The 25,775-nt window shown below is 68.0% G+C and carries 24 protein-coding genes and 1 pseudogene; 13 read left to right on the top strand and 12 right to left on the bottom strand.

Annotated elements, in window-relative coordinates; all coding sequences use genetic code 11:
- The first annotated feature begins 35 nt into the window (after positions 1 to 35).
- The 5 genes from NM203_RS04485 (at position 36) to NM203_RS04465 (ending at position 5,945) form a co-directional block, all read left to right on the top strand.
- On the top strand, positions 36 to 1,076 hold the full coding sequence (locus NM203_RS04485; RefSeq protein ID WP_255058483.1) for a Dyp-type peroxidase: 1,041 nt from the start codon (positions 36 to 38) through the stop codon (positions 1,074 to 1,076).
- Complete coding sequence (locus tag NM203_RS04480) at positions 1,073 to 1,870, top strand: family 1 encapsulin nanocompartment shell protein (RefSeq protein WP_255058482.1); 798 nt, start codon at positions 1,073 to 1,075, stop codon at positions 1,868 to 1,870. Before NM203_RS04485 ends, NM203_RS04480 begins: the two co-directional genes overlap by 4 nt.
- 4 nt (positions 1,871 to 1,874) lie before the next feature.
- On the top strand, positions 1,875 to 2,462 hold the full coding sequence (locus NM203_RS04475; protein WP_255058481.1) for a TetR/AcrR family transcriptional regulator: 588 nt from the start codon (positions 1,875 to 1,877) through the stop codon (positions 2,460 to 2,462).
- 139 nt (positions 2,463 to 2,601) lie between these two features.
- The gene (locus NM203_RS04470) at positions 2,602 to 3,048 is read left to right on the top strand and encodes an MmpS family transport accessory protein (RefSeq protein ID WP_303624178.1); all 447 of its coding nucleotides are present in this window, start codon (positions 2,602 to 2,604) and stop codon (positions 3,046 to 3,048) included.
- Complete coding sequence (locus NM203_RS04465) at positions 3,045 to 5,945, top strand: MMPL/RND family transporter (protein WP_255058480.1); 2,901 nt, start codon at positions 3,045 to 3,047, stop codon at positions 5,943 to 5,945. Before NM203_RS04470 ends, NM203_RS04465 begins: the two co-directional genes overlap by 4 nt.
- Positions 5,946 to 5,993: 48 nt before the next feature.
- Here the strand turns inward: NM203_RS04465 and purQ are convergent, their stop codons facing one another.
- Complete coding sequence (gene purQ, locus NM203_RS04460; protein ID WP_255058479.1) at positions 5,994 to 6,668, bottom strand: phosphoribosylformylglycinamidine synthase subunit PurQ; 675 nt, start codon at positions 6,666 to 6,668, stop codon at positions 5,994 to 5,996.
- On the bottom strand, positions 6,665 to 6,904 hold the full coding sequence (purS, locus tag NM203_RS04455) for a phosphoribosylformylglycinamidine synthase subunit PurS (protein WP_255058477.1): 240 nt from the start codon (positions 6,902 to 6,904) through the stop codon (positions 6,665 to 6,667). Before purS ends, purQ begins: the two co-directional genes overlap by 4 nt.
- A gap of 61 nt (positions 6,905 to 6,965) precedes the next feature.
- On the opposite strand from purS, the gene NM203_RS04450 reads away from it, so the two are divergent.
- Both NM203_RS04450 and NM203_RS04445 read left to right on the top strand, forming a co-directional pair.
- Positions 6,966 to 7,619, top strand: coding sequence for an MBL fold metallo-hydrolase (locus NM203_RS04450; protein WP_255058475.1), 654 nt, complete (start codon positions 6,966 to 6,968; stop codon positions 7,617 to 7,619).
- Between the two features lie 26 nt (positions 7,620 to 7,645).
- The gene (locus NM203_RS04445) at positions 7,646 to 8,332 is read left to right on the top strand and encodes a hypothetical protein (protein WP_255058474.1); all 687 of its coding nucleotides are present in this window, start codon (positions 7,646 to 7,648) and stop codon (positions 8,330 to 8,332) included.
- Here NM203_RS04445 and NM203_RS04440 read toward each other — a convergent pair.
- The 5 genes from NM203_RS04440 to NM203_RS04420 all read right to left on the bottom strand — a co-directional run bounded on the left by NM203_RS04440 (position 8,245) and on the right by NM203_RS04420 (position 14,270).
- Entirely contained in the window at positions 8,245 to 9,918 is a 1,674-nt protein-coding gene (locus NM203_RS04440) for an FAD-binding dehydrogenase (RefSeq protein WP_255058473.1), read from the bottom strand. The genes NM203_RS04445 and NM203_RS04440 overlap by 88 nt on opposite strands.
- Before the next feature lie 16 nt (positions 9,919 to 9,934).
- Positions 9,935 to 10,636: a DUF2334 domain-containing protein gene (locus tag NM203_RS04435; RefSeq protein ID WP_255058472.1), complete on the bottom strand. Its 702-nt coding sequence runs from the start codon at positions 10,634 to 10,636 to the stop codon at positions 9,935 to 9,937.
- Positions 10,637 to 10,724: 88 nt separating this feature from the next.
- Positions 10,725 to 11,213 (bottom strand): glutathione peroxidase, encoded by a 489-nt coding sequence (locus NM203_RS04430; protein ID WP_255058471.1) that lies wholly within the window; start codon positions 11,211 to 11,213, stop codon positions 10,725 to 10,727.
- Positions 11,214 to 11,229: 16 nt separating this feature from the next.
- On the bottom strand, positions 11,230 to 13,371 hold the full coding sequence (locus NM203_RS04425; RefSeq protein ID WP_255058470.1) for a S9 family peptidase: 2,142 nt from the start codon (positions 13,369 to 13,371) through the stop codon (positions 11,230 to 11,232).
- A complete protein-coding gene (locus NM203_RS04420; RefSeq protein WP_255058469.1) occupies positions 13,368 to 14,270 on the bottom strand; it encodes a phosphoribosylaminoimidazolesuccinocarboxamide synthase in 903 nt (300 codons plus the stop codon). The genes NM203_RS04425 and NM203_RS04420 overlap by 4 nt, the downstream gene beginning before the upstream one ends.
- Positions 14,271 to 14,299: 29 nt before the next feature.
- Between NM203_RS04420 and NM203_RS04415 the strand changes: the two genes are divergently transcribed.
- The 3 genes and pseudogenes from NM203_RS04415 to NM203_RS04410 all read left to right on the top strand — a co-directional run bounded on the left by NM203_RS04415 (position 14,300) and on the right by NM203_RS04410 (position 15,858).
- Positions 14,300 to 14,920 (top strand): hypothetical protein, encoded by a 621-nt coding sequence (locus NM203_RS04415; protein ID WP_255058468.1) that lies wholly within the window; start codon positions 14,300 to 14,302, stop codon positions 14,918 to 14,920.
- Between the two features lie 89 nt (positions 14,921 to 15,009).
- Positions 15,010 to 15,132 (top strand): annotated as a pseudogene (locus NM203_RS33285) (type IV toxin-antitoxin system AbiEi family antitoxin domain-containing protein); the annotation flags it as partial.
- A gap of 60 nt (positions 15,133 to 15,192) precedes the next feature.
- A complete protein-coding gene (locus tag NM203_RS04410; protein WP_308212812.1) occupies positions 15,193 to 15,858 on the top strand; it encodes a DUF559 domain-containing protein in 666 nt (221 codons plus the stop codon).
- Positions 15,859 to 15,895: 37 nt separating this feature from the next.
- Here the strand turns inward: NM203_RS04410 and purB are convergent, their stop codons facing one another.
- Positions 15,896 to 17,314 (bottom strand): adenylosuccinate lyase, encoded by a 1,419-nt coding sequence (gene purB / locus NM203_RS04405; RefSeq protein ID WP_255058466.1) that lies wholly within the window; start codon positions 17,312 to 17,314, stop codon positions 15,896 to 15,898.
- A gap of 41 nt (positions 17,315 to 17,355) precedes the next feature.
- Here purB and relZ point away from each other — a divergent pair, with 41 nt between their 5' ends.
- Positions 17,356 to 19,080 (top strand): bifunctional ribonuclease/(p)ppGpp synthase, encoded by a 1,725-nt coding sequence (relZ, locus tag NM203_RS04400; RefSeq protein ID WP_255058465.1) that lies wholly within the window; start codon positions 17,356 to 17,358, stop codon positions 19,078 to 19,080.
- Here the strand turns inward: relZ and NM203_RS04395 are convergent.
- The 3 genes from NM203_RS04395 to NM203_RS04385 are packed head-to-tail and all read right to left on the bottom strand — an operon-like array spanning position 19,077 to position 22,170.
- On the bottom strand, positions 19,077 to 20,504 hold the full coding sequence (locus NM203_RS04395) for an APC family permease (RefSeq protein ID WP_255058464.1): 1,428 nt from the start codon (positions 20,502 to 20,504) through the stop codon (positions 19,077 to 19,079). The genes relZ and NM203_RS04395 overlap by 4 nt on opposite strands.
- Before the next feature lie 37 nt (positions 20,505 to 20,541).
- Positions 20,542 to 21,522 (bottom strand): SDR family NAD(P)-dependent oxidoreductase, encoded by a 981-nt coding sequence (locus tag NM203_RS04390; RefSeq protein WP_255058463.1) that lies wholly within the window; start codon positions 21,520 to 21,522, stop codon positions 20,542 to 20,544.
- 30 nt (positions 21,523 to 21,552) lie between these two features.
- Complete coding sequence (locus NM203_RS04385; RefSeq protein ID WP_255058462.1) at positions 21,553 to 22,170, bottom strand: TetR/AcrR family transcriptional regulator; 618 nt, start codon at positions 22,168 to 22,170, stop codon at positions 21,553 to 21,555.
- Between the two features lie 116 nt (positions 22,171 to 22,286).
- Between NM203_RS04385 and NM203_RS04380 the strand changes: the two genes are divergently transcribed.
- Complete coding sequence (locus NM203_RS04380; RefSeq protein WP_255058461.1) at positions 22,287 to 23,198, top strand: alpha/beta hydrolase; 912 nt, start codon at positions 22,287 to 22,289, stop codon at positions 23,196 to 23,198.
- On the opposite strand, the gene purD is transcribed toward NM203_RS04380, so the two are convergent.
- Positions 23,195 to 24,463, bottom strand: coding sequence for a phosphoribosylamine--glycine ligase (gene purD / locus NM203_RS04375; RefSeq protein WP_255058460.1), 1,269 nt, complete (start codon positions 24,461 to 24,463; stop codon positions 23,195 to 23,197). The genes NM203_RS04380 and purD overlap by 4 nt on opposite strands.
- Positions 24,464 to 24,525: 62 nt before the next feature.
- Between purD and NM203_RS04370 the strand changes: the two genes are divergently transcribed.
- Positions 24,526 to 25,767, top strand: coding sequence for a cytochrome P450 (locus NM203_RS04370; protein WP_255058459.1), 1,242 nt, complete (start codon positions 24,526 to 24,528; stop codon positions 25,765 to 25,767).
- The last annotated feature ends 8 nt before the right edge of the window (positions 25,768 to 25,775 follow it).

The raw sequence follows: 25,775 nt of genomic DNA, 5'->3' as shown, positions 1-25,775 counted from the left end.
GGTGTTTCCGACGAGCGTCGCGCTAGGGTCCTGATGTGGCCACCCGTCCGCAGCCGATCCTGACTCCGCTCACCCCTGCGGCCATCTTCCTCGTCGCCACCATCGACGACGGCGGAGAGGACGCGGTGCACGACGCGCTCGCCGGCCTGTCCGGTCTGGTACGGGCCGTCGGATTCCGTAATCCCGCAGCGCATTTGACGCTTGTGACGGGTATCGGATCGGACGCGTGGGACCGGCTCTTCGACGGCCCCCGCCCCGCGCGGCTGCACCCGTTCCGCGAGATCGCCGGCGCCCGTCATCACGCGCCCGCGACGCCGGGCGATCTGCTCTTCCACATCCGCGGCGAGTCGATGGACGTGTGCTTCGAACTGGGCGGCCGGGTGCTGGCGTCGATGGCGGGCGCGGTGACCGTCGTCGACGAGGTGCACGGGTTCCGGTTCTTCGAGCAGCGCGATCTGCTGGGGTTCGTCGACGGCACGGAGAATCCCGACGGACCCGAGGCGGTCGAGGCCGCGCAGATCGCTGAGAACTCGGGGGAGGACGCCTCTTTCCTCGGTGCGAGCTACGTGCACGTGCAGAAGTACACCCACGACATGGCCGCCTGGAACGCGCTGAGCGTGACGGAGCAGGAACGCGTCATCGGCCGGAGCAAGCTCGAGGACATCGAGATGGACGACGCGGTGAAGCCCGCCAACTCGCACATCGCCTTGAACGTCATCGAGGACGCGGACGGCAACGAGTTGCAGATCGTGCGCGCCAACATGCCGTTCGGGACGCTCGGTAATGGGGAGTCGGGCACGTACTACATCGCCTACGCCGCGGATCCCGGTGTCACCGAACGCATGCTGTCGAACATGTTCATCGGCGACCCGCCGGGCAACACCGACCGCATCCTGGATTTCTCGACCGCGCTCACCGGCGCGATGTTCTTCGTTCCAACAGCCGACTTCCTCGACGACCCGCCCCCACTGCCCGAGTCGGCGCTCGCCGCTCCGGCGCCGGCTCCCGCCGCTTCGAACCACCGTGCTTCCACGGGATCACTGTCGATAGGCAGCCTGAAAGGACAACCCCAATGAACAACCTCTATCGCGAGCTGGCACCGGTCACCGCCGAGGCGTGGGAGCAGATCGAGGAGGAGGCCACGCGAACGTTCAAGCGGCACATCGCCGGTCGTCGCGTCGTCGACGTCAGTGAGCCGGGCGGTCCGACCTCGGCTGCGGTCAGCACGGGTCATCTGCTGGAGGTCGGGTCCCCCGGCGACGGTGTCGTCGCGCACCTGCGCGAAGCCCGGCCGCTGGTGCGGCTGCGGGTGCCGTTCACCATCAGCCGCAATGACATCGACGACGTCGAGCGCGGTTCGCAGGACTCGGATTGGGACCCGGTGAAGGACGCCGCCAAGAAGCTGGCGTTCGCCGAGGACCGCGCGATCTTCGAGGGCTACCCGGCCGCGTCGATCGAGGGCATCCGGAGGTCCAGCTCGTGCCCCAACCTCGCGCTGCCCGCCGACCCGCGCGAGATGCCCGACGTGATCAGTCAGGCGCTGTCGGAGCTGCGGCTCGCCGGCGTCGACGGCCCGTACAGCGTGCTGCTGTCGGCCGACGTCTACACGCAGGTCAGCGAGACCACGGTCAACGGCTATCCGATCCGGGAGCACCTCAACCGCCTGGTCGACGGCGACATCATCTGGGCGCCCGCGATCGACGGGGCGTTCGTGCTGTCGACCCGCGGCGGCGACTTCGACCTGCAGCTCGGCACGGACGTGTCGATCGGCTACCTCTCCCACGACGCCGACTCCGTCCAGCTCTACCTGCAGGAGACGCTGACGTTCCTCTGCTATACGGCCGAGGCGTCGGTCGCGCTGAATTCCTGAGCCGGTGACCGTGACTTCAGCCCCCGACGACTTGTGTCCCTGGTCGGCGCGCGAGCGGGAGTTGCTGACCGTCACGCTCGAGTTGCTCAAGGAGCACGGCTACGACCGGTTGACGGTCGACGGGGTGGCCGCTGCGGGCCGAGCCAGCAAGGCCACGCTCTACCGGCGCTGGCCGACGAAGGCCGAGTTGGTGATGGCGGCGTTCTCCGAGGGCACCCGCCAGGTGGCGGTGGCACCCGAGACCGGCACGCTGCGCGGAGACCTGCTGCGTCTGGGCGAGACGATCGCAGCGCACGCGCACTCGCACGCGAGCACCATCCGCGCGGTGCTGGTTGAGGTGTCGCGTAACGAGAAGCTCAACGAGCTCATGCAGATGTTCCTCGAGCAGCGGAAGGCGCTGATGGAGCAGGTGCTGTCCGACGCGGTCGACCGTGGGGAGATCACGCGCTCGGCGATCAGCGACGACATCTACGACGTCCTGCCCGGTTACCTGATCTACCGCACGGTGATCACCGGTCGCCTACCGTCGAAACGCACCGTGCACGACCTCGTCGACAACATGCTGTTACCCAGCTTGACCCGCAAGAACTGACGGTTGCGTCGTATCCGGTACGGCTTGTGCGGACCGGTACCGTACCGTACTGTCAACGAAGTTGATATAGACCCGGCAGCTGGGAGCCCACCCGCCTCCGTTGGTCGGCGTCGTGTCATTTAAGCCGAAAGGCCAAGGAATGTCGGGGTTTTCGATCAGCAGGACGCTGAAAAGCAACTGGATGATCCTGGTGGCGGTGGTCGTCGTCGCGATCGCGGGCTTCGCGGTCTATCGCCTGAACGGCATCTTCGGCTCGGAGGACGTGGTGTCCACGCCGGATAACAGCGCGAACGACACCAAGCCCTTCAACCCCAAGCGCGTACTGCTCGAAGTCTGGGGCCCGCCGGGCGCGACGGCGTCCATCAGCTACCTCGATATCAACGCACAGCCGCAGCACGCGGTCGATGCCGCGTTGCCGTGGACGTACGACGTGACGACCACGCAGCCGACGGTGTTCGTCAACGTTCAGGCGCAGGGTGACGGCGACTCGTTGAGTTGCCGCATCACCATCGACGACGCCGTCAAGGACGAGAGAACGGTCAACCAGTTGAACGCCTACACCTTCTGCCTGGACAAGTCCGGATGACCGGGCGCCACGGTTCGTCGACCGACGAAGCCCCGACGGCCCCGATCGGGGTCTCGCGCAAGGAGACCCGCAGTCGCGTCGCCCACGCGATCCGGGTGCTGTCGGTCCCCATCGTGTTGTTCTGGATCGTCGTCGCGGGACTCAGCAACGCACTCGTCCCTCAACTCGAGGCGGTCGGCGCCGAGCAGAACGTCGCGCTCAGTTCCCCGGACTCGCCGTCGCTGCAGGCGTTCAAGGCCATCGGCGAGAAGTTCCAGGAGTTCGACACCGACAGCGCGGCGATGATCGTGCTGGAGGGCGACGAGCCACTCGGCGCCGCGGCACACGAGTACTACGACGAGATCGTCAAGCGGGTCGCCGCCGACACCGAGCACGTGCAGCACATCCAGGACTTCTGGGGTGATCCGCTCACCGCAGCCGGTTCGCAGAGTCCCGACGGCAAGGCCGCGTACGTCCAGGTGTTCCTGTCCGGCAACCAGGGCGAGGCGCTCTCGCTGGAATCCGTTGACGCCGTTCGCGAGATCGTCGACGGCACACCGGCTCCGCCGGGGGTCAAGGCGTATGTCACGGGGGCCGCGGCGCAGATCGCCGACCAGTTCGAGGTGGGCAACGAGAGCACCGAACTGGTGACCGCGCTGACCGTCGGCGTCATCGCGATCATGCTTCTGATCGTCTACCGCTCCTTCGTGACGATGCTGCTCGGGCTCGTCGTCGTGCTGGTCCAGATGGCCGCGGCCCGGGGCATCGTGTCGTTCCTGGCGGACAGCGGCCTGATCGGCCTGTCGACGTACTCGACCAACATCCTGACGCTGCTCGTCATCGCGGCGGGCACCGACTACGTCATCTTCCTGCTTGGCCGCTACCACGAGGCTCGCGGCCTCGGCATGGATCGCGAATCCGCTTGGTACGACATGTATCACGGGACGACACACGTCATTCTCGGGTCGGGTCTGACCATCGCCGGCGCGGTGGCGTGCCTCTACTTCACGCGGCTGCCGTACTTCCAGAGCCTCGGCATCCCGGCCGCGCTCGGCGTGCTGGTGGCACTGGCCGCCTCGTTGACGCTGGCGCCCGCCGTCATCGTGATCGGCGGCCGGTTCGGACTTCTCGACCCCAAGCGCGCCACCCAGAAGTACGGCTGGCGGCGGATCGGGACGGCGATCGTGCGCTGGCCGGGACCCATCCTCATCGTCACCATCGGCATCGCACTCATCGGACTGCTGGCGCTGCCGGGGTACAAGACCAACTACGACGACAGCATCTACATGCCGGACAGCGCCCCGTCCAACGTCGGATACGCGGCCGCCGAACGCCACTTCTCCAAGGCCCGACTGAACCCCGAACTGCTGATGATCGAGACCGATCACGATCTGCGCAACCCGACCGACATGATCCTGCTGGAGCGCGTCGCCAAGGCGGTCTTCCACACCGACGGCATCGCGCAGGTGCAGTCGATCACCCGGCCGCTGGGCACGCCGCTGGACCACACGTCGATCCCGTTCCAGATCAGCGCGGGCAGCGCGTCGCAGATCCAGAACCTGCCGTTCCAACAGGCACGCGCCAACGACTTGACGAAGCAGGTGGGCGTCATCGACGACACCATCGGGGTGCTGCGGCAGCAGCTGGCGCTGCAGCAGCAGTCCAGCGAGGTGACGCACGAGCAGAGCGAGGCGTTTCAGCAGACGGTGGCCACCGCGCAGGAACTGCGCGACAAGATCGCGAACTTCGACGACTTCTTCCGCCCGATGCGCAACTACTTCTACTGGGAGCCGCACTGCTACGACATCCCGGTCTGCAACGCCTTTCGGTCGCTGTTCGACTCCTTGGACGGGATCAACGAACTCACCGACCAGCTGAGCGACGTGTCGGCGAGCATCGCGAAACTCGATGAGCTGCAACCGCAGCTGCTGGCGTTGATCCCACCGCAGATCGCGAATCAGGAGACCAACCGCGACCTGACGATGACGAACTACGCGACGACGGCCGGCATCTACGCCCAATCGGCTGAGGCACTGAAGAATTCGACGCAGTTGGGCGCGGCGTACGACGCGTCCAAGACCGACGACTCCTTCTACCTGCCGCCGGAGGCGTTCGACAATCCGGAATTCAAGCGCGGGCTGAAGCTGTTCCTGTCACCGGACGGCAAGGCCGCCAGGATGATCATCACGCACGACGTTGATCCGGCTACTGCACAGGGCATCTCGCACATCGAGTCGATCCGCGAAGCGGCCCAGGCGGCGGTGAAGGGTACACCGCTGGCGGGCTCGAAGATCTACATCGGCGGCGTGGCGGCCACGTACAAGGACATCGCGGAGATGGCGCACTACGACCTCATCATCGCCGCCATCGCCGCGCTCAGCCTCATCCTGCTGATCATGATGTTCATCACCAGGAGCATCGTGGCCGCGCTCGTCATCGTCGGTACCGTCGCGCTGTCGTTGGGCGCCTCGTTCGGCATCTCGGTCCTGGTGTGGCAGTACCTGTTCGGTGTGCCGCTGTACTGGGTGATTCTGCCGCTGTCGGTGATCCTGCTGCTCGCCGTGGGCTCGGACTACAACCTTCTACTGGTGTCCCGCTTCAAGGAGGAGATCCACGCGGGTCTCAACACGGGCATCATCCGGGCCATGGCGGGCAGCGGGTCGGTGGTCACCGCCGCGGGCCTGGTGTTCGCGTTCACCATGGCGTCGTTCATCATCAGCGATCTGAAGGTGCTGGGCCAGATCGGCACCACCATCGCGCTGGGCCTGCTGTTCGACACGTTGATCGTGCGGTCGTTCATGACGCCGTCGATCGCGGCGCTGCTGGGCCGGTGGTTCTGGTGGCCGCTGAACGTGCGCCAGCGTCCGGTGCCGCAGAAGTTCGGCGACTCGGGCACACAGCAACTCGCCCTGTTCTAGGGACTTCGGCGCGCTACTCGGGGGTGAGCCCCGAAATGCGCGCCCGAATCACGCAGTCAGCACCGCATCCAGTGCCGAGTAGAAGATGCCGAGCCCGTCGTCGGAGGGGCCGGTGAGCGCTTCGGTGGCGTGCTCGGGGTGCGGCATCAGGCCGACGACGCGACCGTTGGCCGAACTGATGCCGGCGATGTCGCGCTGCGACCCGTTGGGGTTGTCGCGATAGCGGAAGACGACGCGGCCCTCGCCCTCGAGCTCGTCCAGCACGGCCTCGGAGGCCTGGTAGCGCCCCTCCCCCGACTTCAGCGGCACCAGGATGTCGGCGCCGGCTTCGTAGCGCGAGCTCCACGCCGTCGACGTGGACGCTACTTCGAGCCAGATGTCGCGGCAGACGAAGTGCAGTCCGGCGTTGCGCGTCAGCGCACCGGGCAGCAGGCCCGCTTCGCACAGCACCTGAAAGCCGTTGCAGATCCCCAGTACCGGCATTCCGCGCTGGGCGGCGGCGATGACCTCGCCCATCACCGGCGCGAACTTGGCGATGGCGCCGCACCGCAGGTAGTCGCCGTAGGAGAAGCCGCCGGGCACGATCACCGCGTCGACGCCCTTGAGGTCGGCGTCGGCGTGCCAGAGGTTGACGCTCTCCGCCCCGGCGAGGCGGGCGGCGCGGGCCGCGTCAACGTCGTCCAGCGTGCCGGGGAAGGTGATGACACCGACCTTGGCGGTCACTCGGACTCCCGGTGTACGGACCAGTCCTCGATCACGGTGTTGGCCAGCAGCGATTCGGCGATCTCGTCGAGTGCCTCGTCGGAGACGCTGTCGTCGACCTCGAGCTCGAAACGCTTGCCCTGCCGGACATCTGAGATGCCCGTGTGGCCGAGCCGACCGAGGGCGCCGACGATCGCCTGGCCCTGCGGGTCGAGGATCTCGGTCTTGGGCATGACGTGCACGACGACACGGGCCACGCGCGGCTCCTGTCTTGAGAGTTCGGGACGGCGATCACTCTACCGGCGGCACAATGGAGCCATGCACTTGACGCATTTCGGCCACTCCTGTCTGCTCGCCGCTTTTCCCGACGGCAGCGGCGGTGACACCACCGTGCTCTTCGATCCGGGCAACTTCTCGCACGGCTTCGAGGGCATCACGGGGTTGTCGGCGATCCTGATCACCCACCAGCACCCCGACCACGCGGACACCGCCCGACTGCCCGCCCTGCTGGAGGCGAACCCGCAGGCCGCGCTGTACGCCGACCCCATGACAGCGGCGCAACTCGGCGAGCCGTGGACGGCCGTGCACGCGGGTGACGGGTTCACCGTGGGCGGGCTGACCGTGCGCGGCGTCGGCGGCACCCACGCCGTCATCCACCCCGAGATCCCGACGATCGACAACATCTCGTACCTGATCGGCGACGGCGAACACCCGGCGCGCCTCATGCACCCCGGTGACGCCCTGTTCACCCCCGGCGAGCCCGTCGACGTGCTGGCGGCCCCGGCAGCGGCGCCGTGGATGAAGATCTCGGAGGCCGTCGATTACCTGAGGGCGGTCGCGCCCACCCGCGCCGTGCCGATCCACCAGGGCATCGTCGACCCCGCGGCGCGCGGCATCTACTACGGACGGCTCTCCGAAATGACCGATACGGACTTCCGGGTGCTCACCGAGGAGAACGGCACGGAGTTCTAGGGGTTGCGAAGCGACGGGATATCGACATGAACCGCCTCGTCTTCACCGGCAACATCGCAGGTCTCGGTACCACCGCGGGTGTCCGCATGGTGATCGGGACGTGGCAGCGGTCCCCCCTCGGTACGTTCGCCGATGTGATGGTCGAGGCCGCTGACGGCCAGCGCACGCTGCTGGCCCCGAACGAAGAGGTCGCCGAATTCGTCACGGCCACTTACACGTTCGATCACATCGAGCTGGGGCCCGTCGCATCGACGATCACCGCCGACGGCTTCACGCTGTCCGCACCGGGCCTGGAGGTGTCGGCGACGCTGGGCGGGCCCGCCCCGTTCGACTGGCTGCTCCGGATGGTGCCCGCCCCGCTGGCGGCGGCGCCGATCTGGTTGCGCGCCATCAACCCGATCGCGTCCCGGTTGGTGCCCGGTGTGCAGACGGCGGGCACCGCGGGCCACGGCCGCCGCGAGTACTACGGCGTGCGACGCACGCGGCTCATCGCGTCGGCGACGGGAACGTTCCGCGGTGCCGATCTGGGCGGTCTCACACCGCTCGAGCCGCCCGTTCACTTCGGCTTCTCGTCGGCGCCGCCCACCCCGCAGTTGGTGTCGGTGACGACGACGATCGACGTTCCCTATGCGGTGTCGCGCGCAGCGGCGCGGCCCGCGGCGCGCCCGCTGAACACGCACCCGCCGAGGAAGGTGCCCTCCAGCGAGCGGTAGCCGTGCACGCCACCGCCGCCGAAGCCCGCAGCCTCGCCCGCCGCGTAGAGCCCCGGCAGGGCTTCGCCGTCGGACCTCAGCACCCGGCTGTCGAGGTCGGTTTCCATGCCGCCCAGCGACTTTCGCGTCAGGATGTGCAGCTTCACGGCGATCAGCGGACCGGCCTTCGGATCGGTGATGCGGTGCGGTGCGACGACGCGGCTGATCCTGTCGGCGAGGTAGTTGCGCGCGCCGCGTATCGCGGTGATCTGACCGTCCTTGGTGTACTTGTTCGCCACCTCGCGGTCGCGCGCCGTCACCTCGGCCTCGACGACGTCGTAGTCGAGCGGTTCCACCCCTGGCACGGCGTTCATCTTCGCGACGAGATCGCGCAGCGAGTCCGCATGGACGAAGTCGACACCCCGGTCGACGAAGGCCTGCACGGGACCGGGCGCGCCCGGTTTGATGCGCGCGATCACCTGGCGCACGCTCTGTCCGGTCAGGTCCGGGTTCTGCTCCTGCCCCGACAGGCCGAACTCCTTGGCGATGATGCGTGCGTTCAATACGAACCAGGTGTAGTCGTAGCCGGTCTTCGCGATGTACTCGAGAGTGCCGAGGGTGTCGAAGCCGGGGTAAAGCGGTACGGGCAAACGCTTTCCGCTCGCATCGAGCCACAGCGACGAGGGCCCGGGCAGAATGCGGATGCCGTGTTTCGGCCAGATCGGGTCGTAGTTGGTGATGCCCTCGGTGTAGTGCCACATGCGGTCGCTGTTGATGAGACGGGCACCGGCCTTCTCGCTGATGCCCAGCATGCGGCCGTCGACGTGCTCAGGCACGCCGGACAGCAGCTGACCGGGCACCGGGCCCATTCGCTCGGGCCAGTTGGCCCGCACCAGGTCGTGGTTGCCGCCGATGCCGCCGCTGGCGACGATCACCGCCTGGGCGCGGAACTCGAAGTCGGCTATAGCGGTTCGCGACGATGCCACCCCGCGCGCGACGTCGGTCGGCTCGAGGACGGCGCCGCGCACCCCGGTGACCGCGCCGGCCTCGGTGATCAGTTCATCGACGCGGTGCCGGTTGGCGAACCGCACCCGCGGATGGTCCAGCAGCCTGCGGGCGAACACGTCGACGATGGCCGGGCCGGTGCCCCACGTGATGTGGAAGCGCGGCACCGAGTTGCCGTGCCCGTTGGCGCCGTAGCCCCCGCGTTCGGCCCAGCCGACCAGCGCGAACGTCCGCAGTCCGCGCTCGCGCAGGTAGCTGCGCTTCTCACCGGCGGCGAAGTCCACGTAGGCGTGCGCCCACTGCCGCGGCCAGTGGTCCTCGGGCCGGTCGAATCCCGCGGTGCCGAGCCAGTCCTGCAGCGCGAGTTCGTGGCTGTCGCGGATGCCGAGCCGGCGCTGCTCGGGGCTGTCGACGAGGAACAGTCCGCCGAACGACCAGAACGCCTGACCACCGATGTTGGCGGCGTTCTCCTGGTCGACGATGAGGACCGAACGTCCGGCGTCGATCACCTCGCAGGCTGCGACCAGTCCCGCGAGTCCCGCTCCGACGACGATGACATCAGCGCTGGATGTCGCCGCCGGGGCGGCTCCGGTATCAGCCATGCCGCCACGGTAGCCGTCAGGCGGCGTCCGTCAACGCGCGCTGCGGCTCCCAGCGGTAGACGTCGGGTGTGCAGCCGTGCATCAGCGCCAGGTCGACGGCGTCGAGGACGGCCTGGCGCGGGCCGGGCTTCCGCAGCTGCATCGCCGAGACCGCGACGCGCACGGTCCCGGACCGGCGCGCGGTCCGCTCGGCGGACAGCACCAGCGTGCGGCACCACCACGAGTCGGTCAGGAAGCCCTCGCCGATGCCGAGCACCCTGGCCCGAAGCGTGTCGTCCCGGACCAGATCGGTGATCCCCGCGAGGCCCGCGAGCAGCCGGAAACCGTTGCGAGGCAGTGCGGTAACGGTCCCCTGCGAGACGGTCCAGCCCGGCGCGGCGAACAGTCGGGTACGCAGACCGAGGTGTTCGAGCACCCGGTCGGCGCCCGTCAGCCGCAGGTTGGCCTCGTGCGCCTGCAGGGTGGCGAACTCGCTGCGCAGCTTCTTGGTAGCGGCCTCGTCGTACCCGTGCAGGACGACGGCGTCCCCCGAGGAACGCTGGCCGGTCAGCCAGTCGACCGTCCTGGTGTCGGTGTCCAGTCGGTAGCCGCCCTTGAGCCGAGGCGCCACCATCAGCGACGCGGGTACGTTGCGGGTGGCCAGGTCGGCGCGGAAGTCGGCGACCGCGTCGAGCGTGCGGTCGGCGATTCCCGAGATCGAGACGATCAGTTCTCCCACGCGGGCAGTATGGCAACGCCAGATGTGCAGAAGGTGTCGGACACGTGGGTGGGAGTTGACGATCCGGTGTGGAAACCGAAAGAGGTGGTCAGCCCGGTAGTACGGCCTCGATGGCGCTGATGACCTCCGGCGCGTCGGGTTCGGTGCGCGGACGGAATCGGTTCACCACCTCGCCGCCGGGAGCCAGCAGGAACTTCTCGAAGTTCCACTGGATGTCGCCCGCCTCGCCGTCGGCGTCGGTCGCCTTGGTCAATTCGGCGTACAGCGGATGCCTGCCCTCGCCGTTGACGTCGGTCTTCTCGAGCAACGGGAACGTGACCCCGTACGTCGACGAACAGAACGTCTGGATCTCCTCGGCCGTGCCGGGTTCCTGGCCCATGAACTGATTGCACGGCACGCCGACGACCGTCAGACCGCGGTCGCCGTAGTCCTTCGCCAGCTTCTCCAGGGCGGAGTACTGCGGTGTGAGCCCGCACTTGGACGCGACGTTCACGACGAGCGTTGCGCCGTCGGACAACTCGGCCAGCGTAGTGGCCTTGCCGTCGAGCGTGGTGAGGGCGATGGTGTTGACGGTCACGGGTCGACGCTAACACTCACTCCGCGACGGGGAACAGGTGATCGGTCTGGCCGGCGCCGTGGTTCTCGCGGTCCGCGGTCGCCAGCACCCAGGCGTACTGGAATGCCACTTCCTTCCAGCGCTCGTAGCGTCCGCTGATCCCGCCGTGGCCGGCCGACATCTCGGTCTTCAGCAGGACACGGGTGTCTTCGGTCGCGGTATGGCGAAGCGCGGCAACCCACTTCGCGGGCTCGACGTAGTAGACCCTGGTGTCGTTGAGCGAGGTCATCGCAAGGATGTCGGGGTAGCGCTTGGCTTCGACGTTCTCGTACGGCGTGTACGACTTCATGTAGTGGTAGACGGCCTCGTCGGCGAGCGGGTTGCCCCACTCGTCCCACTCGGTGACCGTCAGCGGCAGCGAGGGATCGAGAATCGTGGTGAGCGCGTCGGCGAACGGCACCTGGGCCAAGATGCCCGAGAACAACTCCGGCGCGAGGTTGGCGACCGCACCGACCAGCAGGCCGCCCGCGCTACCGCCGTAGGCGACGAGGTTCTCTGCGCGCGTGACGCCCTCGTTGATGAGATGGCCTGCCACGGCGATGAAGTCGGTGAACGAGTTGCGCTTCTCCAGCAGCTTCCCCTGCTCGTACCACGGCCTGCCGAGCTCCCCGCCGCCGCGCACGTGGGCGATGACGAACACCATGCCGCGGTCCAGCAGCGACAGCCGGGCGATCGAGAAGCGCGGGTCCTCGCACGACTCGTAGGAGCCGTATCCGTAGATCAGCGTCGGCGCCGGGAACTGAAGTCCCGCGCGGTGGATGATCGAGATCGGGACGCGCGCACCATCGAGGGCCTCGGCCCAGTCACGCCGCTCGACGTACTCCTCGGGCCGGTAATCGCCGAGGACGGGCTGCTCCTTGAGCAGGATCCGCTCACCGGTCGTCAGGACGATGTCGTAGATGCGGACGGGCACCACGAACGACGTCGTCCCCACCCGCAGACGCGGTGCCGACCAGTTCGGGTTCGCGGAGAGGCCGCACGACGTCAACTCGGTGTCGAAGGTGATGTCCTCGGGATGCCCGTAGTTGCCGTCGGCGTAGATCGGCCACAGTTGGATGCGCGGAAGCGCCTCACTGCGGTAGCTGACGACGATGTGGGTGGCGAACGTGTCGACCGCGTCGAGGCGGACGTCCTCGCGGTGCGGGATCAGCGTGCGGAACGCCGTCGGATCACTGACGGGCGCCTCGACGAGGGTGAAGTTCTCAGCACCGTCGTTGTGCAGGATCAGGAAACGGTCCTCACCGCCGACGACCACGTGATCGGCGGAGTACTCCACCAGCTCGCGTCGCGGCAGGATCGACGTGAACGTGGTGTCGGGGTTGGCGGCGTCGCCGTAGAACACCTCGCTGGTGACGGAGCTGTTGGCGGCGATGACGACGTACTTGTTGCTGCGCGTGCGGCCCGCCGCGACGTAGAAGCGCTGGTCGGCTTCGTGGTACACCTTCTCGGCGGGCAGGCCGGAGCCGATGCGGTGGCGCCACACGGTGTCGGGGCGCCACGCGTCGTCGAGGGTGATGTAGTAGACCGTCCGGTTGTCGGCGGCCCAGGTCACCCCCGCGCCGATTCCCGCGATGGTGTCGTCGTATAACTCACCGGTGCGAAGGTCCTTGAACTTCAGGGTGAATCGCTCGTCACCGACGACGTCGACGGAGAACGCGAGGATGTTCCCGTCGATGCTGATGGACGCCGCGCCGAGGGAGAAGAACTCGTGCCCTTCGGCCTCGACGTTCTCATCGAGCAGCACCTGCTCACCGGGGATCTCGGTGTCCTCGTCGAGCTCCGGCGGCGTCCAGTCGTCGGGATCGCGCACCGGACAACGGCATTGCACGCCGTACTGCTTGCCCTCGAAGCTGCGCCCGTAGTACCACCAGTCGCCGCGACGGGTGGGGATCGAGAGGTCCGTCTCCTTGGTGCGGGCCTTGATCTCGTCGAAGATCTTCTGCCGTAGCGGCGCCAACACCTCGGTCTGCGCCTCGGTGTAGGCGTTCTCGGCCTCGAGGTAGGCGGCGACGTCGGGACTCTCTTTGTCGCGCAGCCACTCGTAGGGGTCGATGAAGACGTCGCCGTGGTGTTCGCGACGGTGGTCGACGCGCTTGGCGATCGGGGGCTGGGGGGTCATGCGGCACCGATCCAGTCCTGGAACCGGAGTCCCGAGATGCGTTCGTAGGCCTCGATGTAACGGGCGCGGGTGGCCGCCACGATGTCCGGCGGCAGTGGTGGCGGGGGCGTCTCGCTAGCGCGATCCCAGCCGGAGTCGGGGCCGGTGAGCCAGTTGCGGACGAACTGCTTGTCGAAGCTCGGCTGCACGACGCCCTCGTGATAGCCGTCGGCGGGCCAGTACCTCGACGAGTCGGGAGTGAAGACCTCGTCGGCCAGCACGATGTCGTCCTTCTCGTCGACCCCGAATTCGAACTTGGTGTCGGCGATGATGATTCCCTTCTCCGATGCGTGCGCGGCGGCGCCTGCGTAGATGCGCAACGTCTCGTCACGCAGTTCGGCGGCACGCTTCTCCCCGACCGACGCCACCACCGCGTCGTACGAGATGTTCTCATCGTGCAGTCCCAGTTCGGCTTTCGTGGCCGGCGTGAAGATCGGCTCGCTGAACTTGCTCGCCTCGGTCAGTCCGGCGGGCAGCGCGATACCGCACACCGAGCCGGTGGCGCGGTAGTCGATGATGCCCGACCCGGTGAGGTAGCCGCGGGCCACGCACTCCACCGGAAGCATCTCGAGCCGGCGCACCACCAGCGCGCGGCCGAGCACCGATTCGGGGATGCGCTCGTCGTCGGCGGGTCCGGCGAGGTGGTTGCGGGTGTCCGCGGTGCGCTCGAGGAAGTCGAAGAAGAACACGCTCATCGCCGTGAGGATGCGGCCCTTATCGGGGATCTCGCTGTCCAGCACGTAGTCGAATGCGGAGATCCGGTCGCTCGCCACGAACAGCAGGTGCTCGTCGTCGATCTGGTAGATCTCGCGAACCTTGCCGCTCGCCAGATAGCGGTAGTCGGTCAAAGCGGGACGCATCGCGTCAGACTATCTGTTGGGATCGTTGCATGAGTTCTCGCTACGTCCCCTATGCGACCACACCGGGCCGCCTGTTCACGCAACTCGTCAGCGACATCGTCGTCGCGGTCTGGGCGGCGGTCTGGGTGCTGGTCGGGATGGCGGTGCACGCCGCGATCGCCACCATCGCCGAGGTGGGCAGGCAGGTGCAGACCGGCGCCGACGGCGTGTCGGGCAACCTCAACTCGGCGGGCGACAGCGTCGACGACGTGCCGCTGCTCGGTGACGCGCTGAGCAAGCCGCTGCGTGCGGCGAGCGAAGCGGCACGCGATATCGCGGGCGCCGGCCAGAGCCTCGATTCGACGGCGACCTGGTTGGCGTGGGTGCTGGCGCTGGCGGTCGCGGCGCCGCCGATCCTGGCCGTCGCGATGCCGTGGCTGTACCTGCGGGTGCGGTTCTTCCGCCGCAAGTGGACGGCGATCACGCTGGCGCGCACCCCCGCGGGCGAGCAGCTGCTCGCGCTGCGCGCGCTGGCCAACCGGCCGCTGGCGAAGCTGATGGCCGTGTCGACCGACCCCGTCAGCGCCTGGCGCCGAGACGACGCCATCGCGGTCCGCGGCCTCGCCGACCTGGAGCTCCGCTCCGCCGGGGTCGCCCGCCGAAGATCGTGATTCGTGCACCCGCAGGAGCGCTCACCGCTCCCTAGTGTGCACGAACAGCAGTTTGGAACCGTTTCGCGACGGGTTGCGTCCTAACACATGTGCTCGATGACATCCTTCGAAAGCAGGACGGCGTCATCACAATGGACCAGGCTCAGAAGTGCGGCCTGTCCAGACACGCCGTAGACAGGTTGGTTCGGTCGGGGCACTGGCAACGTCGCTGGCGGGGGGTATTCTTTGTCGCCGACCGTGAGTTCAGCGACGCGGCCCGAGTCCGCGTCGCGGTGCTGAGCAACGGCGCCACCGCCGTCGCGACCGGGCTCACCGCGGCGTGGTGGCTTGGGCTGACCAAGTTCGCACCCGACGTCGTCGAAGTCACTGTGCCTCGGGTGAGCAATCACATTCGTCGAGCCGGTATTCACATTCGGCGACGCGACCTACAGCCGGCCGACATCGTCGAGCACAACGGGCTTCGCGTGACCTCGCTACCACTCACAGTCGTGGAAGCGGCAGTGCGACCCGGCGGCGGTCCACAGCTGCTGGATCAGGCGCTGCAACGACATACCGACCTACCGAAGCTCTGGGCAGCTCACCTTCGCAACAAGGGGAGGTGGGGTTCACCGCGGGCGCGAATGCTCCTGAAAGCAGCCGAAGAGGGCACGCGATCAGCAGCCGAGCGACTATTCGCCAAACTCCTACGACAGGCCGGCATCACCGGCTGGAAGGCCAACCAGAAGCTGCTCGGCTGGGAGGTCGACTTCCTGTTCGAAGGCGACCGACTCGTCGTGGAGGTCGACGGCTGGGCGCACCACGTCGATCCTGAAACGTTCCGACTGGATCGCATCAAGCAGAACGCGCTCGTCCGTGCCCGCTACCGGGTGTTCCGCTACACGTGGATAGACCTCACTCAGTACGAGGACCGCGTCATCGCAGAGATTCGTGCACGTTAAGGAGCGGTGAGCGCTCCCGCGGGTGCACAAATCGCAACTACAGGATGGCGCCGGAGGTGTACTTGGCCGCCTCGGGGTACTGCGCGACCAGCCCCTCGACGGCCGCGGCGACACCGTCGACCTGAGAGGACGCCGCTCCGCTGAACGCGGCCTTGTCCGCTAGCGCCGAGTCCAACGCCGCCCGGTCCAGCGGAAGTCGCGGATCGGCGGCCAACCGATCGAGAAGGTCGGGCTCCGAACCCTTTTCGCGCATCGCCAGTGCCACGGCGACGGCGTGCTCCTTGATCACCTCGTGCGCCGTCTCGCGGCCGACCCCCGCTCGCACGGCGGCGATCAGGATCCGCGTCGTCGCGAGGAACGGCAGGTAGCGGTCCAATTCGCGCTGAATCACCGCGGGGTACGCGCCGAATTCGTCGAGCACGGTCAGGAACGTCTCGATCTGCCCGTCGACGGCGAAGAACGCGTCCGGCAGCGCGACGCGACGCACCACCGAGCAGAACACGTCACCCTCGTTCCACTGCGCGCCAGCCAGTTCCGCGGCCATCGACGCGTAACCGCGCAGCACCACCTGCAACCCGTTCACGCGCTCGCACGACCGGGTGTTCATCTTGTGCGGCATCGCCGACGATCCGACCTGCCCCGGCGCGAAGCCCTCGGTGACGAGTTCGTGCCCGGCCATCAGCCGAATCGTGTGCGCGAACGACGACGGCCCCGCCCCCAGCTGCACCAGCGCCGACACCACGTCGTGATCCAGCGACCGCGGGTACACCTGGCCGACCGACGTGAAAACCACTTGGAATCCCAGGAATTCGGCGACCCGGCGCTCCAGCGAATCCAGCTTCGACGCATCCCCGTCGAAGAGGTCGAGCATGTCCTGAGCCGTGCCCATCGGCCCCTTGATACCGCGCAGCGGGTAACGGTTGATCAGCTCGGCCAGCCGGATCAGCGCCAGCATCGTCTCCTCGGCCGCGGATGCGAACCGCTTGCCCAAGGTCGTGGCCTGTGCGGCGACGTTGTGCGACCTCCCGGCCATCACCAGGTCGCGGTACTCCACCGCACGCGCCGCCAGCCGTGCCACCACCGCCACGCCGTGCGCGTGCACCAGCTCCAGCGACTGCCGGATCTGCAGTTGCTCGACGTTCTCGGTGAGGTCGCGGCTCGTCATCCCCTTGTGCACGTGCTCGTGGCCGGCCAGCGCGTTGAACTCCTCGATGCGGGCCTTGACGTCGTGGCGGGTCACACGCTCACGCGCGGCGATCGACGCCAGGTCGACGTCCTCCAGCACGGCCTCGTAGTCCTCTACCACGCCGGAGGGCACGGCCACCCCGAGCTCGGCCTGGGCTCGCAGCACCGCCAGCCAGAGGCGGCGTTCCAAGACGATCTTCGCTTCGGGTGACCAGATCGCCTTCATCTCGTCGCTGGCGTAGCGATGGGCCAGGACATTCGGGATTGTCACGAATACACAGCTTACGGCGACACCTAAGGCAGGCTGGACCCATGTACTTCGTCGGTCTGGACCTCGCGTGGGGTGAGCGCAATCAGACCGGAGTCGCGGTCGTCGACGCCGACGGGAAGCTGCACTACGTCGGCAGCGCCACCGACGACGAGAGCATCACCGCCGCGATCTCCCCTTTTGTCGAGGGCGAGTGCATCGTCGCCATCGACGCACCGCTGATAGTGCCGAACGCCACCGGCCACCGGCCCGCCGAGAAGACGCTCAACCGCGACTTCCAGCGCTTCGACGCCGGCGCCCGCCCCGCGTTCAACGAGAAGCCCGAGTTCAAGCATCCCCGCGGGGCGCGCATCGCCAAGCTGCTCGACCTCGACCTGAACGCCGGCTCGGGCTCTCCGCGGCGTGCCATCGAGGTCTACCCGCACGCCGCGGCCGTCGTCCTCTTCGGCCTCGAGAAGACCCTGAAGTACAAGCGCGGCGCCTTCGAGGACCGCCAGCGCGAGCTGCTGAAGCTGATGACCCACATCGATGACCTCGACCGCGCGACACCGCGGCTGCGCGCCAACCGCAGCGTCACCTGGGTCGAATTGCGCAGACGCATCGAGGCCGCGACGCGCCCGGTGCAACTCGACCGCGACGAGGACCTCGTCGACGCCGTGCTGTGCGCGTACGTCGCGCTGTTCTGGGACACCCGACCCGAGGACGTGACCATCTACGGGGAGTTCGCCTCGGGCGCCATCGTCACGCCGTCGCTGCCCGCCGACCGCGTCCCGCGGAAGGCGCCCAAGCCCCCGACGCGCCCACAGCAGACGACGAAGCACGATCCGTCGGAAGCCGTCGCGGAGTACGCGCAGCGCAGGCCCTCACTCGTCACCGCCACCGACCACTACCTCCAACTGGTCACCAACCTGCTCGACGAAGCGGGTATCAACTACCTCAGCATCACCGCGCGCACCAAGACCGTCGAGTCGTTCGCCGCGAAAGCCGAGCGCCGCATGAAAACCGGTGAGCCCCTGTACACCAACCCGCTCAGCGAGATCACCGACCAGGTGGGGCTGCGCGTCATCACCTACGTCCGTGAGGATGTCGGCGCGGTGGCCAATCTGCTGGCCGACGAGATGACCCTCATCGACGACCGCGACATGGGCCTGGAGACCGCGAGAGAGGGCCGCTGGGGATACGCCAGCCGCCACCTCATCGTCGGCGTCGAGGGCGAACGGCAGCCCGCATCCATCCAGGTGCGCACGGTGCTACAGCACGCCTGGGCGGAGTTCGAGCACGACATCCGCTACAAGGGGTCGATCCCGCGCGAGCACGTCCCCGATCTGGATCGCCGGTTCACCCTCGCGGCGGGCCTGCTCGAACTCGCCGACACCGAGTTCACCGCGATCCGAGAACGCCTGCGCAGCACCGTGACCCAGGATGACAGCGGCTGGAGTGCGGACCGACGGATCCCGACGCCGGTGCTGGCGACGTTCCTCGGTGGGCGCTACACCGACGCGGGCTGGTCGCGCACCGATCACTACGGCTGGATTGCCGGGCTGTTGGCGGAACTCGACATCACGACGCTCGACGCGCTGACTCGGCTCCTCGACACCGTGGACGAGGACGCGGTGAATAAGGCTCTGGCATACCGCTTTCCGGCAGGCGCGGTGCGACGGCTCGATGACGCGCTGCTGAAGATCTACGGCGAGCGGTATCTCGAACTCGAGGGCAACGCGCATCGAATCGAGCTGTTGCGCAATCGATTGGAGAAGCTCCAGGGCTAGGGCGCCTCACCCAGCTGCGTCGGATCGGAAAGGCCGGCGGTCTTCACGCCGAGTTGCTTGTTGATCAGCTTCGTGACGAAGAAGAGCACGGCGCCGACCACGATGAGGATGCCTGCGAGTAGGTACTGGGTGGAGGGCCTGCCGGAGAACGGGAGCACCAGGTAGGCCGACGCGATGAAGCCGATTACGGGCAGCACCGTCGGCGTCGTGAAGTGCCCGCCGGTCTTGCGCACGTCGCGCCGCAGCACGAGCACGGCGACGTTGACCACGGCGAAGACCGCGAGCAGTAGCAGCGAGGTGGTGCCCGCCAGGATCTTGACGGTGTCCTCGCTGGCCACCGCGGACACGTAGATGATGAGCCCGAACGCGATGATCGTCGTGAACGCGATGGCCACCCACGGCGACTGCCGCGTCGGGTGGACCGTGCCGAGCACCGGGGGAAGCACGTGCTGGCGGGCCATGCCGTAGATCAGCCGACTGGCCATCAGCATGTTGATGAGCGCCGTGTTCGCCACCGCGAAGATCGTGATGAACGGCAGGATCGAGTCGATCGGCAGGTTGGGGGCACCGGCCTTGACCACCTCGACCAGCGGCGTGCTGCTCGCCTCGAGTTCCCCGACGGGCACCAGTGCCACCGCGACGATCGACACCAGCACGTACACGAGTCCTGCAATCGACAGCCCACCCAGCAGCACCTTGGGGAAGACCTTCACGGGATCCTTGGTCTCCTCGGCCATGTTCACGGAGTCCTCGAAGCCCACCATCGCGAAGAACGCCAGGGACGTCGCGGCGGTCACGGCGAGGAAGGCGTTCTTGTCATCCGGCGTGTCGAATGCGACCACCCGCGAGAAGTCGACGTCGCCGCCGCCGGTGAACGCCCACAGCCCGACGCCGAGCACCAGCAGCAGGCCGGAGATCTCGATGACGGTGAGGACCACGTTGAGCTTCACACTCTCGCCGACGCCGCGGAAGTTCACCAGAGCCAGCATCAGCATGAACAGCAGGGCGATGGCCATGACACCCGCCGTGCCCCAGGTGTCCTCCAGACCGAAGCCCTTGAGGAAGTTCAGCCCGAAGACCTGCGACGCCGTGGACGCCGACGTGATACCCGAGCACATCACGACGAAGGCCACCAGGAACGTCACGAAGTGGATGCCGAACGCCTTGTGCGCGTAGAGGGCTGCGCCCGCGGCCTGGGGATACTTGGTGACGAGTTCCAGGTAGCTGAAGGCGGTGACCGTGGCGATCAGGAACGCCACCAGGAACGGCAGCCACGCCGCCCCACCGACCTCGGCTGCGACGTCACCCGTGAGGGCGTAGACGCCGGTGCCGAGGATGTCGCCGACAACGAAGAGCAGCAGAAGGCCGGGGCCCATCACCCTCTTGAGTTCGGGCTGTTTCTCCACCGTCGCCGATTCGGCCATCACGCCTCCCTGGTCAGCATCCGCCGGTGACTACCCATCAATCGCGCAGCTCAACCCAATTCCGGGAGGTGTCCGTTGCCGCCGAGACCTCGTCGAGAAACCGCGCGACCTCGCCCGCATCCTGCCCGCGCTGCCAACCGAATGTGGTCGGCCGCTGCGCGCGGTCGTGCCAGAAGTGCGGCGGCCGCGACGCCGGCCGGGTGGCGACGAGCCACACCGCCGTGTCGGCGCCGTCGGCGGCGGTGCGCAGCAGCGGCCGCATGACCTTGTCGAACGTGGGAAGCGACTCGGTCACGCCCGGCGTCTCGGCCCAGCCGGGGTGCATGCTCGCCACGCGGACTCCGGTGCTCGCCAAGCGTTCCGCCCACGCGTTCGCGAGCACCACCTGCATGCGCTTGGTGCGTGCGTAGACCTTCACGCCGTCGTACTCGCCGCGCTCGGACTCGAGGTCGGCGGCGCTCAGCGGCGCGGTGTACATGCCGCCCGACGACACGAACACCACCTGGGCGCCCTCGGCGTTGCGCAGGGCGGTGAGCAGGCGATCGGTGATCAGATGCGGTCCCAGCACGTGGCACGCCAGCTGTGTCTCGTGACCCTGCGCGGTCTCCGCACGCGTCTTGGGCATCGCCCCCGCGTTGTGCACCAGTCCGTCCAGCGAGTCGACGCGACCGGTGAAATCGTCGGTCCAGGCGCGTACCGCGTCGAGGTCACCGACGTCGCAGACCTCCTCGACGACAACGGCGCCGGGCACCGCCGCGCGGATCGCATCGGCCGAAGTCTTCACCTTGGCGATGTTGCGGCCCAGCAGGTGCACTGTCGCGCCGAGTTCGGCGAAGGACTTCGCCATGGCCTCGCCGAGTCCGGACGTCGCACCGGTGACGAGGACGCGCTTAACCTCGAGTGCGCCCGCGGGTGGGTCGGCGGGCCACCATCGACGGCGCAGGCCCGAGCCGATCCTGGTGTAGCCGAGCACCACGGACCGATCCAGCGCCGCGTCGAGCACGTTCGACAGATTCATGCGCTCGACGGTAGCCCCTCCCCGCCGTGGTCAAACTCCGTCGTACGGCGCGAGCACGTCGATGACGTCGACGAGCGTCGCCCGTGCCGTCGCGCGCGGCCCCTCCCCGACGCCGACGAGTGCGGCGACGACGGCTCCGTCGACCGCGCAGACCAACGCGGTGAGCAGCTCGGTACGCACCGCGCGACCCGATCGTTCGACCACTTCGAAGACGGCGTCGGAACGCTGTTTCATGATGCGGCGCTGCGCGTCGCGCAGACCTGGCTGACGGGCGCACGCGATGTAGCGCTCGTACCGCGAGATGAGCTGTTCGGACATCGTGGTTCCGGGACCGTCGCCGACGAGGAGGTCGACGAGGACGTCGGCCGTGGACTCCGCGCCGCGGCGACGCCGGGACAGAGTGTCGACTCGCTCGCGAAGTTGTTGTCCCTCGCGGATACCCACGTGCTCGACGGCTTTGGCGATGAGGTCGTCCAACGAGGAGAAGTAGTACGTCGTGGACGCCAGCGGAAGACCGGCCCGGCGCGCGACGGCGCGGTGCCGAACGGCGTCGAAGCCGCCCTCGCACAACAGATCGGCCGCCGCGCTCACGAGCGCGTACCGTCGTCGCTCTCCCTTGGGAGTGACCGCTGCCGTCACGCATTGCATGCTGCCAGCAAAGGCGCTGCAAGATCGGGGTTTCGGCGAAGGTTAAGGCAGTACACAGAAAAGTCGTCGTTTGACGCCGACGCGGCGTGCCGGAGGAGCCGACGATTCCCGATGGCATGATGGCGCCCATGCCAGAGACCGTGAGCCGACGGGCCGTGCTGCGTCTCGGTGCGGGAGCCGCCCTCGGCGCCGCGGGTGCCTACGCGATCGGCACGACGTTGCTCCAGCCGGCACCGAAATCCGCACCCCCGGTCGCGATGACGGGAGTGGGCGCACCGCTGGCGCCGCCCGCACCGCTCGAGCCGGTGGCGGCTCCGGCACCGACCTACGTCACCGGTTCGTTCGTGTCGGCGGCGCGTGGTGGCGTCGACACCAACTGGGCGATCGCGCGCCCGCCCGGCCAGACGACACCGCTGCGACCCGTCATCGCACTGCACGGCAAGGGTTCCGACGCCTCCACGGTGATGGCGGGCGGGGTCGAGCAGGGACTCGCCCAGGCGGTGGCAGCGGGTCTTCCGCCGTTCGCGGTCGTCGCGGTCGACGGCGGCGGCAGCTACTGGCACCAGCGATCCTCGGGCGAGGATTCGGGTGCGATGGTGCTCGACGAGCTCATCCCCATGCTGAGCGAGCAGGGCCTCGACACGTCGCGTGTCGGTTTCCTCGGCTGGTCGATGGGCGGCTACGGCGCACTCCTACTGGGCGCGCGACTGGGTCCCGCCCGGACCGCCGCGATCTGCGCGGTCAGCCCGGCGTTGTGGACGTCGCCGGGTGCCGCCGCACCCGGCGCGTTCGACGGGTCCGCCGATTACGAGGCCAACAGCGTGTGGGGATTGCCTGCGCTGGCGTCGATTCCGATCCGAATCGACTGCGGCGACGGCGATCCGTTCTACTCGGCCACCAAGCAGTACATCGCGCAGTTGCCGACGCCGCCCGCGGGTGGGTTCTCCCCCGGCGGTCACGACGGCGCGTTCTGGAGCAGCCAGCTGCCTGCCGAGATCAGCTGGCTGGCACCGCTACTGGTGCGCTAGATCGAGATCTCGCCCTCGGCGGCCGCCAATCCGATGTCGGTGCGGAAGTGACTGCCGGGCAATCGAATCGAGTCCAGCACGGCGTAGGCCGCGGCCCTCGCGGCGGTCAGGTCGGCTCCGGTTCCGACGACCGACAGCACGCGGCCACCCGCGGAGACCACGCTGCCGTCGTCGCGCCGGGACGTCCCCGCGTGCAGCACGCCCTCGAGTTCGGCACCGACGATGACGTCCCCGACGCGCGGCCTGCCGGGGTAGTTCTCCGCGGCCACCACCACCGTGACGGCCGCACCGTCGCGCCAGTGCAGCGGAGGCTGCGCGGCGAGTTCACCGGTGGCGGCCGCACGCAGCAGGCCGCCCAGCGGTGTGTCGAGCAGGGCGAGGACCGCTTGCGTCTCGGGATCGCCGAAGCGGCAGTTGAACTCGACGACCGCCGGGCCGTCGGACGTGATCGCCAGCCCGGCGTATAGCAGCCCGCTGAACGAGCTGCCGCGCCGAACCAGCTCAGCCGCAACGGGTTCCACGACATCGGTAACGATGGACCGCACCGCCGACTCCGGCAGCCACGACAGCGGGGCGTACGCCCCCATGCCACCGGTGTTGGGTCCGGTGTCGTGGTCGCCGACGCGCTTGAAGTCCTGCGCGGGCAGTAGCGGCACGACGGTCTCGCCGTCGACGACGCAGAAGAGCGACACCTCGGGGCCGTCGAGGAACGATTCGAGGAGTACCGGGTGACCCGAGTCCAGCAGGCTGGCGGCGTGCGCGCGAGCGACGTCGCGGTCATCGCTGACGACGACACCCTTGCCCGCGGCCAGCCCGTCGTCCTTCACCACCCAGGCGCGCTGGCCGGCGGCCGGACCGAACCGGTCGAGCGCCGCATCGAGGCGAGCGGGGTTGTCGACGATCTCGCTGGCGGCGGTGCGCACCCCGGCGGCGTCCATGACGTCCTTGGCGAAGGCCTTGGAGCCCTCGATCCTGGCGGCATCCTTCGAGGGACCGAAGCACGCGATGCCCGCAGCCCGAACGGCGTCGGCCACACCGAGCACCAACGGCACCTCGGGGCCGATGACGACGAGGTCGGCGCCGACGCGCCGGGCCAGCGCGACAACGGCGCCGGAGGACGTGACGTCCACGTCGTACTGGTCGGCGACGGCCGACGTGCCCGCGTTGCCGGGCGCAACGGACAGACCGTCGACCTCGGGGTCGCGCCGCAGCGCGAGCAGCAGCGCGTGTTCACGGGCACCGGATCCGATCACGAGGACGTGCACGGGAAAGACCCTAACGCCTGATCGTCGGGCATACACTTGAAGCTCCGGTGTATGGTCTGAATATGACGACGATGCAGGGCTGTCCCTTCGGCAACGGGTACGACTTCACCGACCCCGACGTCCTCCTCAGGGGCATCCCGGTCACCGAGTTCGCCCAGCTGCGCAGGACCGCGCCGGTCTGGTGGAACGGGCAGGCCGAGTCGATCTTCGACGACGGCGGCTACTGGGTGATCAGCCGGCACGCGGACATCAAGGCGATCTCGCGCGACGGGAACCTGTGGTCGACCAACGCCAAGGGCGCGGTCATGCGCCTGCCCGACGGTGTGACAGCCGAGCAGCTGGATCTCACCAAGGCATTGCTGCTCAACCACGACGCACCGGAGCACACCCGGCTGCGCAAGATCGTGTCACGACTGTTCACCCCCCGTGCGGTGGCGTCACTCGAGGAGACACTCGCGGTCTCGGCCCGCGAAATCGTCAGAGCAGCAGCGGAAAAGGACAGCGGGAACTTCGTCGACGACATCGCGATGCCGTTGCCGCTGCAGGCGATCGCGGATCTGATCGGGGTGCCGGAGGCGGACCGCGAGAGGTTGTTCCACTGGACCAACTGCATCATGAACACCGACGACCCGGATTTCGACTCCGATCCGACCGTCGCCAACGCCGAACTGATGGGCTACGCGTACAACATGGCCGAGGAGCGGCGCCGCTGTCCCGCCGACGACATCGTCACGCGGCTCGTGCAGGCCGGCATCGAGGGTGAAGCCGGGGAGGCAATGACCGATATCGAGTTCGCGTTCTTCGTCATCCTGCTAGCGGTCGCGGGTAACGAGACCACGCGTAACGCCATGACACACGGCATGAACGCGTTCTTCGACCACCCCGACCAGTGGGAGTTGTTCAAGCGCGACCGGCCGGCGACCGCCGTCGACGAGATCATCCGCTGGGCGACGCCGGTGCACTGCTTCCAGCGCACGGCACTGGAGGACGTCGACCTGGGCGGCGTCACGGTCAAGGCGGGCCAGCGCGTCGGCCTGTTCTACAGTTCGGCGAACTTCGACGAGGACGTCTTCGAGCGACCATTCGACTTCGACGTGACGCGCAATCCCAACCCGCACTTGAGTTTCGGCGGCAACGGTGCGCACTTCTGCATCGGTGCCAACCTGGCCCGCATGGAGATCCGGCTGATCTTCGACGAACTCGCCAATCAGATCCCCGACATCGCGAAACTCGGCGAGCCGCAACGGCTTCGGTCGGGCTGGATCAACGGCGTCAAGGACCTGCCCGTCGCCTACCGCAGCTGAGGTGGGGC

Origin of the sequence: Mycolicibacterium arenosum (genome assembly GCF_024320865.1) — a bacterium.
Lineage (GTDB): Bacteria > Actinomycetota > Actinomycetes > Mycobacteriales > Mycobacteriaceae > Mycobacterium > Mycobacterium arenosum.
This window is presented reverse-complemented; position numbering and strand designations above follow the sequence as displayed.